This is a genomic window from Vibrio sp. ED002, assembly GCF_023277445.1.
In the GTDB taxonomy this organism is placed as follows: Bacteria; Pseudomonadota; Gammaproteobacteria; order Enterobacterales; family Vibrionaceae; genus Vibrio; species Vibrio jasicida.
Window position 1 is genome coordinate 1,698,921 of the sequence record NZ_CP080238.1, and the last position, 14,966, is coordinate 1,713,886.

The window sequence follows — 14,966 nt, forward strand, 5'->3', positions numbered from 1 at the left end:
TGCGAGTTTGCTATTAAAAGCACTTCGCAAATTATGCACGAGTTTGCGCGTATGCCGCTAGCTCATCCATAGAAGTCTTAGCAACCACTTCACCATCGATGTAGTAAGTCACAAAGTCACCTTCACGAACACCCATTAGCGTCGCTTTCTCACCGTTGTTGTAAGTGATATCCATTTGAACTGTGTTCTCGTCAAGCTGTTGCATTTGACCTTGTTCGATAACACGGTTGTTCGTTAGAGGACCAACAGGTGCAGTGGTTAGAGATTTATCTAACTGGTGGTTTACGTCGATGTAAGTATCCATCTTCTTGTCAAAGATGTGTGGCTTACCGTTTAGCGGGTTTTTACCAGTCCAAAACTCTAGTGAGTTGAACACGATGTAGTCAGCTGCAATAGCAACACCGTAAACTGGCGCCATTAGCATGTTTAGACCACCACGAGCGTAACGGTTATCAACAGCTTTCAAGTTGAAGCCCATAACGTAACCCGTTACAGCGTTGCTGCCTACACAGCCAGAAAGAGAAACTGCTACAGCAGTTAGTGCGCCAATTTTAGCGATCGCCTTTTTCATCAAAACCTCTAGTTAGATAGTATTAGGTCAAAAATTCGGCGGGGATAGTAGCGGATAAAAACCTTAGGTAAAAGACAGTTTTTCTCGAAAAAAATATTAGTATTAAATTTAACACAGTCTTATTTTTGTGATGAATATAACAATTTAAAACACAGCGCACAGCTACTCAATTAACACAAGAATTTCCCAAATGTACTTACACAAGCCATACACTTGGTGAATTTTTAATCTTTTCAATAAAAATTATTGTTCGTGACATTAAGAAGAATGATTAGTGTGATTTTGAACCAGTTGTTACATTGTTGCTAACGTATTCGATAGAGATGGTTTATGGCCAGAAGTAAAAAAAGCAAGGTGTTTGAGCTACTAGGACACCAAGTTCAACCAGGACAACGATTAGAAACCGAATTTGAAGCGGCGCAGCTTTACACACACTCTCCTCTTTCTATCCCTGTGGAAATTATCCACGGTAAACAAGAAGGTCCGGTGTTAATGGTAAACGCAGCAATCCATGGTGACGAGCTGAATGGCGTAGAAATCGTTCGTCAGATGATCAACCAACTGGACCCTGCAAAACTAAAAGGTACTGTGATTGCCGTGCCTATCGTTAACGTGTTTGGCTTCATCCATAAATCTCGCTACCTGCCAGACCGTCGCGATCTAAACCGTTGCTTCCCAGGCAGTGAAAAAGGCGCGTTGGCTTCTCGTATGGCACATGGGTTCTTCAACAACATTGCTAAGCGTTGTGACTATATTCTGGATCTTCACACGGGTGCGATTCACCGAACGAACCTACCTCAGATCCGCGCTAACTTGAGCAACCCAGAAACACTGCGCATCGCAAAAGCATTTGCAACCCCAGTGATCGTAGACTCTGCTCTACGTGATGGCTCTCTACGTAGTGAAGCAGAGAAGTGCGACATTCCTGTACTGACTTATGAAGCAGGTGAAGCGCTGCGCTTTGACCCACTATCGATCAGTGCTGGTGTACTAGGTGTGCAACGTGTGATGCAGGCTATCGGCATGCTACGTGCGAGCCGCAAAAAGCTACCAGAGCCTATTATCGCAAAATCCACCAGCTGGGTTCGCGCATCGGGCAACGGTATCCTACGTACGGTTGTGAACTTAGGTGATAAAGTAGAAGAAGGCGAGACTCTCGCTTACATCAGCTCGCCTTTAGGTCATGACGAGCTAGAGCTGTTGGCACCAAAAGGCGGTATCGTAATTGGCCAGCAAACACTGCCACTGGTTAATGAAGGTGATGCTATTTTCCATATTGCCTACTTCAAGCAAGACGATGATGTGGTTGAGCAAACAGTAGAAAGCTACATTGAAGAGCTGACTGAGTTTGATGTCGACCAAGTAACAACGGGGCAAATCCCGCTAGAAACGCAACAATAATTGCGAACTAGTATAGAAAGCCAACTTCCAAGCCCAGACTCCTTGTCTGGGCTTTCTTTTGTCGTTCAAATAGACACACTCACTAACTAACAGACCAAAAACCAAACAATAATCCAATTTACCGTCTAATCGTGGGTATAAAAGTTTACAGGAAAACCAAAAACCATTATTGATAATTAATCTCATTATCATTTATTAATCTTTTCAGCATTCATATAATCCCCGCCTCTCAAATTACGATAACAAATGAATATGAAACGATTATCGACCCATCGCTTAAAAGTAAGCCTTGTCTCGCTCGCAATGCTCAACTCAATTTCTCTCCATGCAACAGAAAACGTCGACGAAGAACTCGAAGTCATTGGTGTCCGCTATGCCAAACCGATTACCGTCGCAGAACCCGCTGAAACCATCATTGATTGGACCCAAATCGAAGAACAACAATACTCTAACTTCGCTGAAATGATTGATGCTGTGCCGGGGGCAACGCTCGACGGCGGGGCGCGTTCTGGTGGGGAACGCATTAATATTCGCGGTTTCGATAACCCTAGCGACATCGCCGTGTTTGTTGATGGGGCTCCAATTGGTTTCCAGCAATACCGCTACGGCACCTTCTTCTTTGACCCATTCTTAATTGGTGAAGCGGAGATCATCAAAGGCGCACATGACTACCGCGCTCTAAACGGTAACTTTGGTGGGTCTATCCGAATCAAAACCAAAAGCGTTGACGACCTGCTTGGAGGGGATCGCAACTTCGGCGTTCGTGCGTCAACGGGTTATAACAACAATGGCGAAGAGAACTCATACACCCTCTCCCTTTATGGCAAAAATGATGCTGGCTTTTACTTCCTCGCAAATGGTTCAGTAAAAGACTCCGACGACATTAAAGTGGGTGGCGGTAAAACACTAGATTACTCAGGTTACGAACAAGAAAACATGCTCGTCAAAGTTGGGTACGAAAATGATGACCATGAATTTGAAATCAGTCACACACGATACAAAGATGAAGGCCGTAAACCATGGGCTAACCGTCGTGGTCAAATGCCAACCATTTCGGATTACAACATCAAAAAATATGGCTCGTTAGAAAAAGCGCAATACGCTTACACGGTCTACAACGAATACAAAGACAATACGACGACAATCTCCTACCATTACATGCCGACTAGCCCGTACATTGATTTCAACATAAAAATGGCGCGTTCTGAAAACGACCGTCATTGGGTTCGTCCAGATATTGCCTTTGAAAAAATGTTCGTTTCCGTTGGCAGTTATGGTCATGAATCTTGGCTAAGCTACGAACGTGATTACATTGATGTATTCAACCAAGCGCAAATTGGTGACCATGCACTGGTTACGGGTCTTCAGTATCAAAAAACGGATCGTGATTCGTTAGTTTTCAATGCTTCTTACGATAATAAAGAGTCGAAAAACTACGGTTGGTATACCCCGTACTATGAACCATCGGGCACTCAGTCTATATACGCGGCCTACATTGCTGACCACTATCAAGCAACCGACCGCCTGACGATTACTCCTTCTCTGCGTTATGAGTACATCACCAGCGAAGGGAAAGGTAATGCGGCGCCAGATTACAATAACCCAGCAGCCGGCCATGACTACAGTGAAACAAGCCACAAAGGCTTTAGTCCACGTTTGGATATCGATTTTGACGCGACCAACAATACTCGTTTGAACTTCTCTTATGCCTACGCCTTAAAAGCTCCAACCGTCGATAACATTTACTCTGTGCAATATGCTCGAGCAACAGCCACCGCTACGGCACGCGATCTCGATGTTTCTCGTATTCATGCTTATCAAGCCAGTGTGATTAATTTGGCCAAAGGATTAGTTAGCGAGCGCGACAACCTCGCAACAGAACTGACATTGTTCTATAACGATGTGAGTGACACTGTTGATATCCGAACCGGTGAAAACTTAGATAAAGACAGCGGTGATATTCAAAGTTGGAGCACAAACCTAGATGGCTTCAAGAACTATGGCTTCGAGTTGATTTCACAATACCGTATTAACGATTTCTATAGTGATTTCTCAGCGAGTTACATTCGCGGGAAAAATAAAGGTAGCTTATCGGATTCAACCGGCTCGGATGATGACTACCCGGGCGTCCCGCCCTTGAATATTAATCTCGGTTTGGGCTACGAATGGCTTCCGGGACTGCGCTCTGGTTGGGAAGTTCGTTGGTACGATGCTCAAACCAAAACAGACGCGGCTGGTGATAACTTAAAAGTGAAATCACCAAGTGAGCAATACACGTTGCAAAATGCTTATGTCACTTGGGAAGTTCAGCAGGTGAAAGGGTTAAGTGTTGGAGCGGTCGTGAATAACTTAACAGACCGTTATTACGAAGCTTACCTATCTAATGGCGTGCCTTCTCCGGGCCGAGAAGTGAAGGTCCAACTAACTTATCAATACTAATCAGGCTTTGTCTGATTACGAACCGAACCAAATTCGGAGCATACGTACTTGCTCCGAATTTTTCTTTTTATTCACCGACACTTTTCACAGTATATCTAATGAAGAAGATTCAAATTACTTTTTTACTAACAAGAACGTTAACCACAATTGGCCTCGCCTTCCTCACTGCTCCAAGCTACTCACAAGAGAATATCTCGCAGTATTTAATGGCTCAGAATAAGACACTACCAGTAGAGGATCATTACGCTGCCAACATTTCAGATAACTTAAATCTAGACGCTCAGCCTGAAGCTTTGACTTGGGGAGAAAATGGGAAGTCAGGTCACTGTAACTACGCAAAAGGTGAGATTACCGAGGCAAGAGACTATGACTACGGTGAAGCTACCGATTTGTCAGATGGATTACGCCACATTGATTTGCAGCCAGTTCACACACCTAAAAAACTGCGCAAAGACCATACGTACAATACCGCTTCATCAGGAAGTTCAATGACATTCTCTGTTTCCTCTGACTGCTTATAACGACACAAATAAAAATGCCCCGAGATTAATTCGGGGCATTTTCAAATTCATTGTCGATGGTAGTCAATCACCATCAAACACACTGCGATTACTCTTCGTCAGTGTCTACGTCTGCTTCACGAGCTTGACGAGCTTCTTCTTTGCGAACTTTTGCCGCTAGTTGCTCTGCTTCACGCTCTTGACGTTGTACTGCTTTGCGCTCGTTACGAACTACTTGGTTTTGTACAAAACCTGCAAGTTCCTGCTCAGCCCAAGCTTGTGCTTTCTCTTCGCTGTCAAAACCAGTTTCACGTTTTGATACCACTACTTTACGAGAAGTCACCTGACGAGTGATCTCTGCGCTCCAACCGTTACGTTTTTCAGTTACGCGGATAGCAAATTTTGGATTTTTAGCCATTTCTTTCATTTCCTAAGGGATTAATCAGGGATTCGGTCAACTTGATAACTCCATCTAAGCTGAGCTGTTTAACACCATCCCTTGGTAAGCGCGGTATTAGAGCATAAAAGTTACCGAAACGCTGCAAGTTTTTTAAGGGAGACGGGAGACGATTTCATTTGGAATACTTAGGAACAAATACTGTCAACACCTATTGAGTCCATGTATTGACCTCTAGTATTCCAGTACACACATCTCAATTCCTACAGCGAAGCCTTCCCGACTCTCGAAGCGCAGCGTCCTGTAGGACGAAGTCTGTTCTCGATTCTTAAATAAAGAAAGCGCCGGTCTCTCAACCAGCGCTTATCGATTTTCGTTAACGTTGACGAACGACGTCGTGATTAACCGATGTTCTTGCGTGCGTTTTGGAACATACGCATCCAAGCACCGTTCTCACCCCAACCTTCTGGAGACCATGAGTTCGCAACTGTACGGAATACACGCTCTGGGTGCGGCATCATGATAGTTACGCGGCCATCTTGAGTCGTTAGACCCGTGATTGCATTTGGCGAACCATTCGGGTTGTTCGGGTATTGCTGAGTCGCATTACCGTGGTTATCCACGTAACGAACTGCAACCGTGCCTGACGCTTCAATCGCGGCTAGGTGGTCAGCATCACGCACTTCTACGCGGCCTTCACCATGAGAAACTGCGATTGGCATGCGAGAGCCTGCCATGCCATCGAAGAATACAGAATCAGATTTCTGTACTTCCACTAGGCTAAAGCGAGCCTCAAAACGCTCAGATTCGTTACGAACGAAGCGTGGCCATAGGTCTGCACCTGGGATTAGCTCTTTCAGGTTTGATAGCATCTGACAGCCGTTACATACACCTAGAGAGAAGGTATCTTCACGCTGGAAGAAGCCTTCAAACTGGTTGCGCGCTTGCTCGTTGAACAGGATTGATTTAGCCCAACCTTCACCCGCACCAAGTACGTCACCGTAAGAGAAGCCACCACAAGCGACTAGACCCTGGTACTCTTCTAGAACCGCTTGACCGGTTAGGATGTCGCTCATGTGAATATCGGTTGCTTCAAAGCCTGCACGGTCAAAGGCTGCTGCCATCTCAACGTGAGAGTTAACGCCCTGCTCACGTAGGATTGCCATCTTAGGCTTAGCGCCCTTATTTATCATAGAACCGGCAATGTAAGGTGCTGCAATGTCTTCATTTACATCGAAGCTTAGCTTAACGTTTAGGCCAGGATCTGAGTTGTCTTTCTTCGCTTCATGCTCTTGGTCAGCACATGCTGGGTTATCACGTAGACCTTGCATCTTATGCGTAGTCTCCGCCCAGATAGTACGTAGTTCAGTACGATTACGCTCTAGAACTACCGTGTCACCAGAAGTAATCACTAGCTCATCAGATGCTTCTACTGAGCCGATTACATGAGAACATGCCTCAAGACCGTTTGCTGATAGCGTTGAAAGTACCGCGTCTAAATCTTCGTTCTTAACCTGAAGTACTGCACCTAGCTCTTCGTTAAATAGTGCTGCTAGTACGTCTTCACCTAGGTCAGCAATATCTGCTTTCACACCACAGTGACCTGCGAATGCCATTTCAGCAAGAGTCACGAATAGACCGCCATCACCTTTATCGTGGTAAGCCACTACTTGGTCATTCGCGACTAGGTCTTGAACGCCTTCGTAGAAGCCTTTCAGTTGTACTGCGTTGTCTACATCTGCTGGCTTATCACCAAGCTGCTTATAAACCTGTGCAAGCGCTGTTGCGCCTAGACGGTTTTGACCATTACCTAGGTCGATAAGTACAAGGCTAGAAACACCTTTGTCAGTACGAAGCTGAGGAGTAATCGTCTTACGAACATCTTCAACACGTGCAAACGCAGTAATAACAAGAGATAACGGAGACGTTACTTCTTTCTGCTCGCCGCTCTCTTCCCACTTGGTCTTCATCGACATTGAGTCTTTACCAACTGGGATAGTTAGACCAAGCGCTGGACATAGCTCTTCACCAACTGCTTTCACTGCTTCGTAAAGACCTGCGTCTTCACCCGGGTGACCTGCTGGAGACATCCAGTTTGCAGACAGTTTAATGTGTTTGATATCACCGATGTTTGTCGCTGCGATGTTTGTGATTGCTTCACCAACCGCTAGACGAGCCGACGCACCAAAGTCTAGTAGAGCAACTGGTGTACGCTCACCCATCGACATCGCTTCACCGTGGTAAGTGTCGTAACTTGCTGCTGTTACTGCGCAGTTTGCTACTGGAACCTGCCAAGGGCCAACCATTTGGTCACGCGCAACAAGACCAGTCACCGTGCGGTCACCGATAGTGATTAGGAATGTTTTTTCTGCAACCGTAGGTAGACGTAGAACGCGATCCACGGCTTCATTTAGCTCGATACCGTCACGGTTAACCGCTGGGTTATTCGCTTTAAGCGTTTTCGCATCACGGTGCATCTTAGGCGTCTTACCAAGAAGTACATCCATTGGCATGTCGATTGGCGTGTTGTCGAAATGCGAATCTTCAAGTTTCAGTTCACGCTCTTCCGTTGCTACACCTACTACGGCGTATGGTGCGCGCTCACGCTTACAGATTGCGTCGAATACTTCCATATTCTCTGGCGCAACTGCCATTACGTAACGCTCTTGAGATTCGTTACACCAGATCTCAAGTGGGCTCATGCCCGGCTCGTCGTTTGGTACGTCACGCAGTTGGAATATACCACCGCGTTCGCCATCGTCTACAAGCTCTGGAAGTGCGTTAGAGATACCGCCCGCGCCCACATCGTGGATAAATGCGATTGGGTTAGCATCACCAAGCTGCCAACAACGGTCGATCACTTCCTGACAGCGACGCTCCATTTCTGGGTTTTCACGCTGTACCGATGCAAAATCTAGGTCTTCTGCTGATTGACCAGATGCCATAGAAGAAGCAGCTCCACCGCCAAGACCGATGTTCATTGCTGGACCACCAAGTACGATTAGGCTTGCACCGACTGGGATCTCTTTCTTCTGAACGTGCTCGTCACGGATGTTACCCATACCACCAGCAATCATGATTGGCTTGTGGTAACCACGAACCTCTTCACCTGCGTGCGAGTTCACTTTTTCTTCGTAAGTACGGAAGTAACCAAGTAGGTTTGGACGACCAAATTCGTTGTTAAACGCCGCGCCACCCAATGGACCTTCTAGCATGATGTCTAGAGCGTTAACGATACGACCTGGTTTACCGAAATCTGTTTCCCATGGCTGTTCAAAACCAGGAATACGTAGGTTAGATGTTGTGAAACCAACTAGACCTGCTTTTGGCTTACCACCGATACCAGTCGCGCCTTCATCACGGATTTCACCACCAGAACCAGTAGAAGCACCCGGCCAAGGAGAGATAGCAGTTGGGTGGTTGTGCGTTTCCACCTTCATTAGGATGTGCGCTTTCTCTTGGCTGTAACCGTACTGGCGAGTTTCCGGGTTCGGGAAGAAGCGACCTACATCTGAACCCACCATAACTGCTGCGTTATCTTTGTATGCAGACAGAACGTTTTCTGGTGTGGTTTCAAACGTGTTTTTGATCATCTTGAACAGAGACTTCTCTTGCTTAACGCCATCGATAGTCCAGTCTGCGTTGAAGATCTTGTGACGACAGTGCTCTGAGTTCGCTTGTGCAAACATCATTAGCTCAATGTCAGTCGGGTTGCGTTCTAGCTTCTTTACGAACGCATCGTAAAGGTATTCGATTTCATCATCTGCAAGTGCAAGACCTAGGGTAACGTTTGCGTTTTCAAGCGCAGCACGACCGCCTTTTAATAGGTCAACGTCTGCTACAGGAGCAGGTTCTGCCGCTTGGAATAACGCATTTGCTGCATCGAAATCAGTAAATGTCACTTCCATCATGCGATCATGGATGAGTGCTTTTACATCAGCAATTTGAGCATCGTTAAAAGGAGTCGATGTCTCTACGTAGTATGCAGTGCCGCGCTCAAGACGTTTTACTTTGTCTAGACCACAGTTGATAGCGATATCAGTAGATTTAGAAGACCAAGGCGAAATAGTGCCCGGACGAGGCGTAACAAGAAGTAGAAGACCTTCTGGCTCATGCTCTTCGATCGTAGGACCGTAAGTCAGCAATTTTTCCAGTTTTTCCAACTCTTGAGCATCAAGGTCAGACTTTAGATCCGCAAAGTGCATGAACTCTGCGTAAATGCCAGTGACAGGCAAATCTTGTTCACGACAAAGTTCCAGTAGTTTATTAACACGAAACTCAGAAAGAGCTGGGGAGCCACGCAAAATTCTCATGTGCTTAGGTCTCTTATTGCAAGTGATTAAGGTGATATTGGAATAAATTCAGTGGGTTATACTGTTTTCTTCGAAGCTATTCCCGAAGGTTTTTCAAACCTATGCCGATGCCACCTCTTCGTTGCGAGCGCATTATATAGCAATTGTTTTTGTGATGTAACACCAAAAGCAACCGTTTGCGTCATTTTTTTTCGTCAAATTTGATTTATACCCAAGTGACTTCAAGATTCAGGGTTCAGAGCAGTGTCACTGATTCAAGTTCAAGGAAAGCAACGCCGTGTAATAGCAAGCTCTTTCCAAGTTGTTTAACGATGAAATTGTTTCAGTGACACGCTCCCAAAGGGCGAGTTGCCTTGGCTCGAATGCATCGTTACCAATTATCAATTTAGAATCACTAGATTTTCAAATTGTTGCTTCGCTTTCAAACCAAGTCATTCTCGCTGAACCAAGTATCTCGAGGTTACTTGGGTATCCTTAAATGTCGATAAATCACACAATGTCGCACTCTATCTGCCTGATTCACTTTGCCCAACCAGCTCGCTTTGATATAAAGGCAACTAGAAATTTATCGAGACGTACCGAATTAATGCAAATAAGTCAGTTCAACCGACTCAAGCGCAGCGCCCTACTTTTCGCGTCTGTGCTTTTACTTTCTGCTTGCCAGATTGAATCGGAGCCAAAAAGTGAATTCGAGCAAATCCAAGAGCGTGGTGTCCTACGTGTTGGCACGCTAAACAACCAACTCTCCTACTACATCGGACCTGATGGCCCGGCAGGTTTGGATTACGAACTGGCACGAAAATTTGCTGAGCAATTAGGTGTGAAGCTGGAGATTCGACCGGCGTTTCGCCAAGCAGATCTCTTCCCTGCATTAAAGAAAGGCGACATCGATATTATTGCGACAGGTTTAAACCAAACTTCTGAAGCTGTACAACGTTTTCGTCCTGGACCCGCTTACTATTACGTCAGCCAACAAGTGGTTTATAAAAAAGGTCAGCTTCGTCCTCGCGACATTAATCAGCTGATCAATTATCAAGCTAAAAAAGACAGTAATGCGGAAGAAGGTTCAAATGCTGGGGCAGAAACTCTTCAGATAGTTGAACAATCTCAGTTTGTTCCAACCTTAACGGCGCTACAGAAACAATACCCAGACTTCCAATTTGAGATTGTTGGTGATGCGGATACGCGAGATCTACTCAAGCATGTCTCTACAGGTGAGTTACGTTTTACGGTAACCGATTCAGTAGAACTGTCTTTGGCACAGCGCCTGTACCCGGATCTTGCTTTAGCCTTTGAATTGACAGAAGACCAACCCGTCTCTTGGTTTACTCGTCGCTCTGAAGATGAAAGCTTCTACGCAATGTTGATCGAGTTCTTCGGCAACATTAAACAATCTGGCGAACTGGCGACTTTAGAAGAGAAGTACATTGGACATATCGAAGCCTTCGATTATGTCGATACTCGTGCTTTTATACGCGCACTGGACAATACCTTGCCTAAATGGGCACCGCTGTTCCAAAAATACAGTGAAGAGTTTGATTGGCGCTTGATTGCTGCATTGGCTTATCAAGAGTCTCATTGGAAACCAAAAGCGAAGTCGCCGACTGGCGTTCGTGGCATGATGATGCTCACGCTCCCTACCGCAAAAAGTGTTGGTGTAACAGATCGTCTTGATCCGGAACAATCCGTACGCGGTGGTGTGGAATACCTACGTCGTATAGTCGCACGTGTTCCAGATTCAATTAATGAACATGAAAAGATTTGGTTTGCCTTAGCATCATACAACGTGGGTTATGGTCATATGATGGACGCACGACGCCTGACTAAAGCACAAGGCGGCGATCCAAACGCGTGGGCAGATGTTAAAGAGCGTCTACCCTTGCTGCGCCAGAAGCGCTTCTACAGCCAAACACGTTATGGTTATGCTCGTGGTGATGAAGCACGCAACTATGTTGAGAACATTCGTCGCTACTATCAATCCATCATTGGGCATGTCAGCCAAAAGCCTGCGATTGACGAAGACACAGAAGATCTGCAAGTCATTCCACCACTATCCCCAGATCTGTTAACGTCTGGAGCGGTGGAAACCTTAGCTGAGCAAGTTTCGGGAGCGGTCGAGACAACACCAAGTACAGAGGCCAGCCCAAATCAAAATGCAGAGCAAACGCCGAATCCAAAAGAAGAATAAACCTTTCGAAAATAGCGAGCTAACAGCTCGCTATTTTTTTATTGAGTCGACAACAGAAACTCACTAGAATCCCGTCTTTCGAGCTCATTTATCTAGCCAGTTTTTTCGTGAAATACCGAGTAACGGAAGAGAAACAGTGAGCTCAATTGGTCACCCTCTCCTTGATATGATGTCACCATCATCCATGAGTATGCATCATAAGAATGACATCTATTGATCATGAATCGGATACTTTGCTATGCGAGTGTCGGAGAGTGTGTTCGTTGTCTGCAAGAGGTTCTGATAATGAGAAAACGCAGAGTGCAGTCAAAACGTTTGAATAAAACAGTGGCTGCTAACCGCCGTAAGCGCACGCTTACAACCATGAAAAGAAAAGTCAGTGCACGTAATCGTGTTTTCGTTCACTTAGTGAATCACTGAAAACTTGAAGCAAACATCTACTGCACGGTAGGTGTTTGCTAAAAACAACCATCAAACTCCCTGTTATTCGTCTTTTGTTCCCTGTTCATTGTCCAACGCTTTTTGCGCCTGCTTCTTCGCTTTAATTTCTTTACGACGACGTTTAAAGAACGCCTGTAACTGACCTCTGCATTCCTCTTCCAGCAAACCGCTTTCTACTGTCGCATAATGATACGCGGCTTGGCTCTCAAACAAATTCAGAACGGTCCCTGCAGCGCCAGCTTTAAGATCTGGAGCTCCATATACCACGCGCTTTACTCGACTGTGTAGTAACGCACCTGCGCACATAGGACACGGTTCTAAGGTCACATAGAGCGTAGTATCAAGTAAACGGTAGTTCTCGAACACCTCACCCGCTTTACGCAAGGTTTGGATCTCAGCATGAGCGGTCGCATCGTGCGAACAAATAGAGCGGTTCCAACCTTCAGCAACCACTTCACCATCTTTCACAAGCACTGCCCCAACAGGCACTTCCCCTTCCGCTTCAGCTTGCTCTGCAAGCTCTATCGCACGGCGCATAAATAGTTCGTCTTGAGGGGAGAATTGTGAGTCTGACAAAAGAGGCTCCAGTTTTGGGATCGGTCATTATGGAAAGTGGATTTTAACCTTCAAAGAGAGGAAGTGGAAGCGGGATGCGGGATGCGGGATGCGGGATGCGGGATGCGGGATGCGGGATGCGGGATGCGGGATGCGGGATGCGGGATGCGGCTTATTTTGTTTTTCTAGGAGCAAATTTTGTCAACGCTGTTTAAACTGAGTCTCTCTCATCAACCTTCCGGTACACCTCTTGATTTAAAAAGCGAAGCTTTCTATAGGACAAAGTCCGTTCTTCGATTCCCGAAAACCAAAAAGCGCCAGTCTCTCGACCAGCGCTTTCGAATTACCAATACCTAAATAGTTGGTGTTGTAGCTAGGCAACAAGCAAGTTCAGCCCTATGAGCATAGAGGCTCTATGTGATTAGGGTGAACTTGCGCAGTTAACAACGCTACAGCGCCAAATATGACGGTATTTACATTGTGTATGTGTATGGCGCTTGGATACCTAGAGGAATACCTAGCATCCAGTAAGCAACTAGGAAGATAGACCAGCCGATTAGCATCGCAATCGAGAATGGCATCATTAGAGAAGCTAGCGTACCGATACCTGTCGACTTCACGTAACGTTGACAGTAAACCACTACTAGAGGGAAGAATACCATCAGAGGTGAAATGATGTTCGATACAGAGTCACCTACACGGTAAGCCGCTTGAGATAGCTCAGGCGAGATACCCACAGCCATTAGCATAGGCACTAGGATAGGACCGATAAGAGCCCATTTCGCTGATGCAGAACCGATTAGAAGGTTTACAGAAGCCGTTAAAAGAATCATACCGATGATAGTTGCTTCACCTGGTAGGTTCATCGCTTTCAGGCCTTCCGCACCGTATAGCGCTAGCATCGTACCGATGTTTGATTGCGCGAATGCAGATAGGAACTGCGCACAGAAGAACGACATTACAATGTATGCGCCCATCGTAGACATAGTATCCGCCATCGCTTTGATGATGTCGTTACTTGTCTTGAACGTGCCAGAAACGCGACCGTAAACGTAACCCGGAATGATAAACAGGATGAAGATCAACGGAACGATAGACTTCATGATTGGCGCAGAGAACGCTGTGATTTCACCTTCAGGTGAACGCAGTGCAGAGTTTTCTGGGATAAGTGCCACAACAAGAAGTGCGATACCTGCCATCATAGCCCAACCAGCGTAACGGAAAGCTTTTGATTCAGTTTCAGTGAAAGAACCAAGATCTGGTGCTTTTTCTGCATCTTCATCAACAGGCGTGTTCGCTAGGCGAGGTTCGATGATTTTCTCAGTTACGTACCAACCAATAGCAACGATGATTACTGAAGATAGACCAGTAAAGAAGATGTTCGCTAGCGGGTTAACCACGTACTCAGGGTCAAGAACCTGTGCCGCTGTTTGGGTAAAGCCAGCTAGTAGAGGATCGATACCTGAAGGGATGAAGTTTGCAGAGAAACCACCTGATACACCAGCAAACGCAGCTGCGATACCCGCTAGAGGGTGACGACCTGCTGCGTGGAAGATGATACCACCAAGAGGAATAACTAGAACGTAGCCCGCATCCGCCGCAGTGTGCGATACGATTGCCACAAGAATTAGCATTGGAGTAAGAAGTTTTGCTGGCGTGAAGTTCAGCATCTTCTTAAGACCAGTGGTGATGAAGCCAGACGAATCGGCAACACCCACACCTAGCATCGCAACAAGTACGATACCCAGTGGAGCAAAGCCAGTGAACGTTGTCACCATGTTAGCAAGGAAACTTGCTAGTGCTTCACCCGTAAGAAGGTTAGTAATAGTAAGAGCTTCGCCAGTTCGAGGGTTTAGAAGGTCGAAAGAAACATTCGACAAAAGTGCAGACGCAGCCCAAGTAATGATTAGTGCCCAGAAGAACAGAATCGCTGGATCAGGAATTTTATTACCCGCTCTTTCGATAAAGTTCAGAAAGCGATCCATCCCGCTCGGCTTCGGTGACGGTGCTTTATTTACAGCTTGGTTACTCATGGTAACTCCATATGAATGATGTTGGTGCCATGGCCTATTTGAGTAATTATAACGGCCTATTTTCAACCGAGCATTCTATTAAATAGTGATTAAGAAAGCACAAGGTTCTATGTTTTTTTCCATATTTG

The 14,966-nt window shown here is 45.9% G+C and carries 9 protein-coding genes; 4 read left to right on the plus strand and 5 right to left on the minus strand.

Annotated elements, in window-relative coordinates; translation table 11 throughout:
• Window positions 1-31: 31 nt before the first annotated feature.
• On the minus strand, window positions 32-571 hold the full coding sequence (locus tag ITG12_RS07885; RefSeq protein ID WP_038865446.1) for a DUF3332 domain-containing protein: 540 nt from the start codon (window positions 569-571) through the stop codon (window positions 32-34).
• Window positions 572-901: 330 nt separating this feature from the next.
• Between ITG12_RS07885 and ITG12_RS07890 the strand changes: the two genes are divergently transcribed.
• From ITG12_RS07890 to ITG12_RS07900, 3 genes are all read left to right on the plus strand, one after another.
• The gene (locus ITG12_RS07890; protein WP_038865448.1) at window positions 902-1,972 is read left to right on the plus strand and encodes a succinylglutamate desuccinylase/aspartoacylase family protein; all 1,071 of its coding nucleotides are present in this window, start codon (window positions 902-904) and stop codon (window positions 1,970-1,972) included.
• Between the two features lie 252 nt (window positions 1,973-2,224).
• Window positions 2,225-4,411: a TonB-dependent receptor gene (locus ITG12_RS07895; protein ID WP_349292934.1), complete on the plus strand. Its 2,187-nt coding sequence runs from the start codon at window positions 2,225-2,227 to the stop codon at window positions 4,409-4,411.
• A 98-nt stretch (window positions 4,412-4,509) separates the two neighbouring features.
• On the plus strand, window positions 4,510-4,932 hold the full coding sequence (locus ITG12_RS07900; protein ID WP_061036062.1) for a hypothetical protein: 423 nt from the start codon (window positions 4,510-4,512) through the stop codon (window positions 4,930-4,932).
• Window positions 4,933-5,020: 88 nt separating this feature from the next.
• Here the strand turns inward: ITG12_RS07900 and ITG12_RS07905 are convergent, their stop codons facing one another.
• Both ITG12_RS07905 and purL read right to left on the minus strand, forming a co-directional pair.
• Window positions 5,021-5,329: a DUF3622 domain-containing protein gene (locus tag ITG12_RS07905; protein WP_038865460.1), complete on the minus strand. Its 309-nt coding sequence runs from the start codon at window positions 5,327-5,329 to the stop codon at window positions 5,021-5,023.
• Window positions 5,330-5,709: 380 nt separating this feature from the next.
• A complete protein-coding gene (purL, locus tag ITG12_RS07910) occupies window positions 5,710-9,621 on the minus strand; it encodes a phosphoribosylformylglycinamidine synthase (RefSeq protein WP_248873927.1) in 3,912 nt (1,303 codons plus the stop codon).
• A gap of 586 nt (window positions 9,622-10,207) precedes the next feature.
• On the opposite strand from purL, the gene mltF reads away from it, so the two are divergent.
• A complete protein-coding gene (mltF, locus tag ITG12_RS07915; RefSeq protein WP_038865454.1) occupies window positions 10,208-11,809 on the plus strand; it encodes a membrane-bound lytic murein transglycosylase MltF in 1,602 nt (533 codons plus the stop codon).
• A gap of 483 nt (window positions 11,810-12,292) precedes the next feature.
• Here mltF and tadA read toward each other — a convergent pair whose 3' ends face one another.
• Both tadA and ITG12_RS07925 read right to left on the minus strand, forming a co-directional pair.
• Window positions 12,293-12,826, minus strand: a complete 534-nt coding sequence (tadA, locus tag ITG12_RS07920; RefSeq protein WP_038865456.1) for a tRNA adenosine(34) deaminase TadA — start codon at window positions 12,824-12,826, stop codon at window positions 12,293-12,295.
• A gap of 452 nt (window positions 12,827-13,278) precedes the next feature.
• Window positions 13,279-14,838, minus strand: a complete 1,560-nt coding sequence (locus ITG12_RS07925) for an AbgT family transporter (protein ID WP_005440222.1) — start codon at window positions 14,836-14,838, stop codon at window positions 13,279-13,281.
• Window positions 14,839-14,966: the final 128 nt, after the last annotated feature.

Bases quoted from the DNA above. Each gene is read 5' to 3' on its own strand.
- ITG12_RS07885 (WP_038865446.1), bottom strand. From the start codon at position 571: ATGAAAAAGGCGATCGCTAAAATTGGCGCACTAACTGCTGTAGCAGTT.
- ITG12_RS07890 (WP_038865448.1), top strand. From the start codon at position 902: ATGGCCAGAAGTAAAAAAAGCAAGGTGTTTGAGCTACTAGGACACCAA.
- ITG12_RS07895 (WP_349292934.1), top strand. From the start codon at position 2,225: ATGAAACGATTATCGACCCATCGCTTAAAAGTAAGCCTTGTCTCGCTC.
- ITG12_RS07900 (WP_061036062.1), top strand. From the start codon at position 4,510: ATGAAGAAGATTCAAATTACTTTTTTACTAACAAGAACGTTAACCACA.
- ITG12_RS07905 (WP_038865460.1), bottom strand. From the start codon at position 5,329: ATGGCTAAAAATCCAAAATTTGCTATCCGCGTAACTGAAAAACGTAAC.
- purL (WP_248873927.1), bottom strand. From the start codon at position 9,621: ATGAGAATTTTGCGTGGCTCCCCAGCTCTTTCTGAGTTTCGTGTTAAT.
- mltF (WP_038865454.1), top strand. From the start codon at position 10,208: ATGCAAATAAGTCAGTTCAACCGACTCAAGCGCAGCGCCCTACTTTTC.
- ITG12_RS07925 (WP_005440222.1), bottom strand. From the start codon at position 14,838: ATGAGTAACCAAGCTGTAAATAAAGCACCGTCACCGAAGCCGAGCGGG.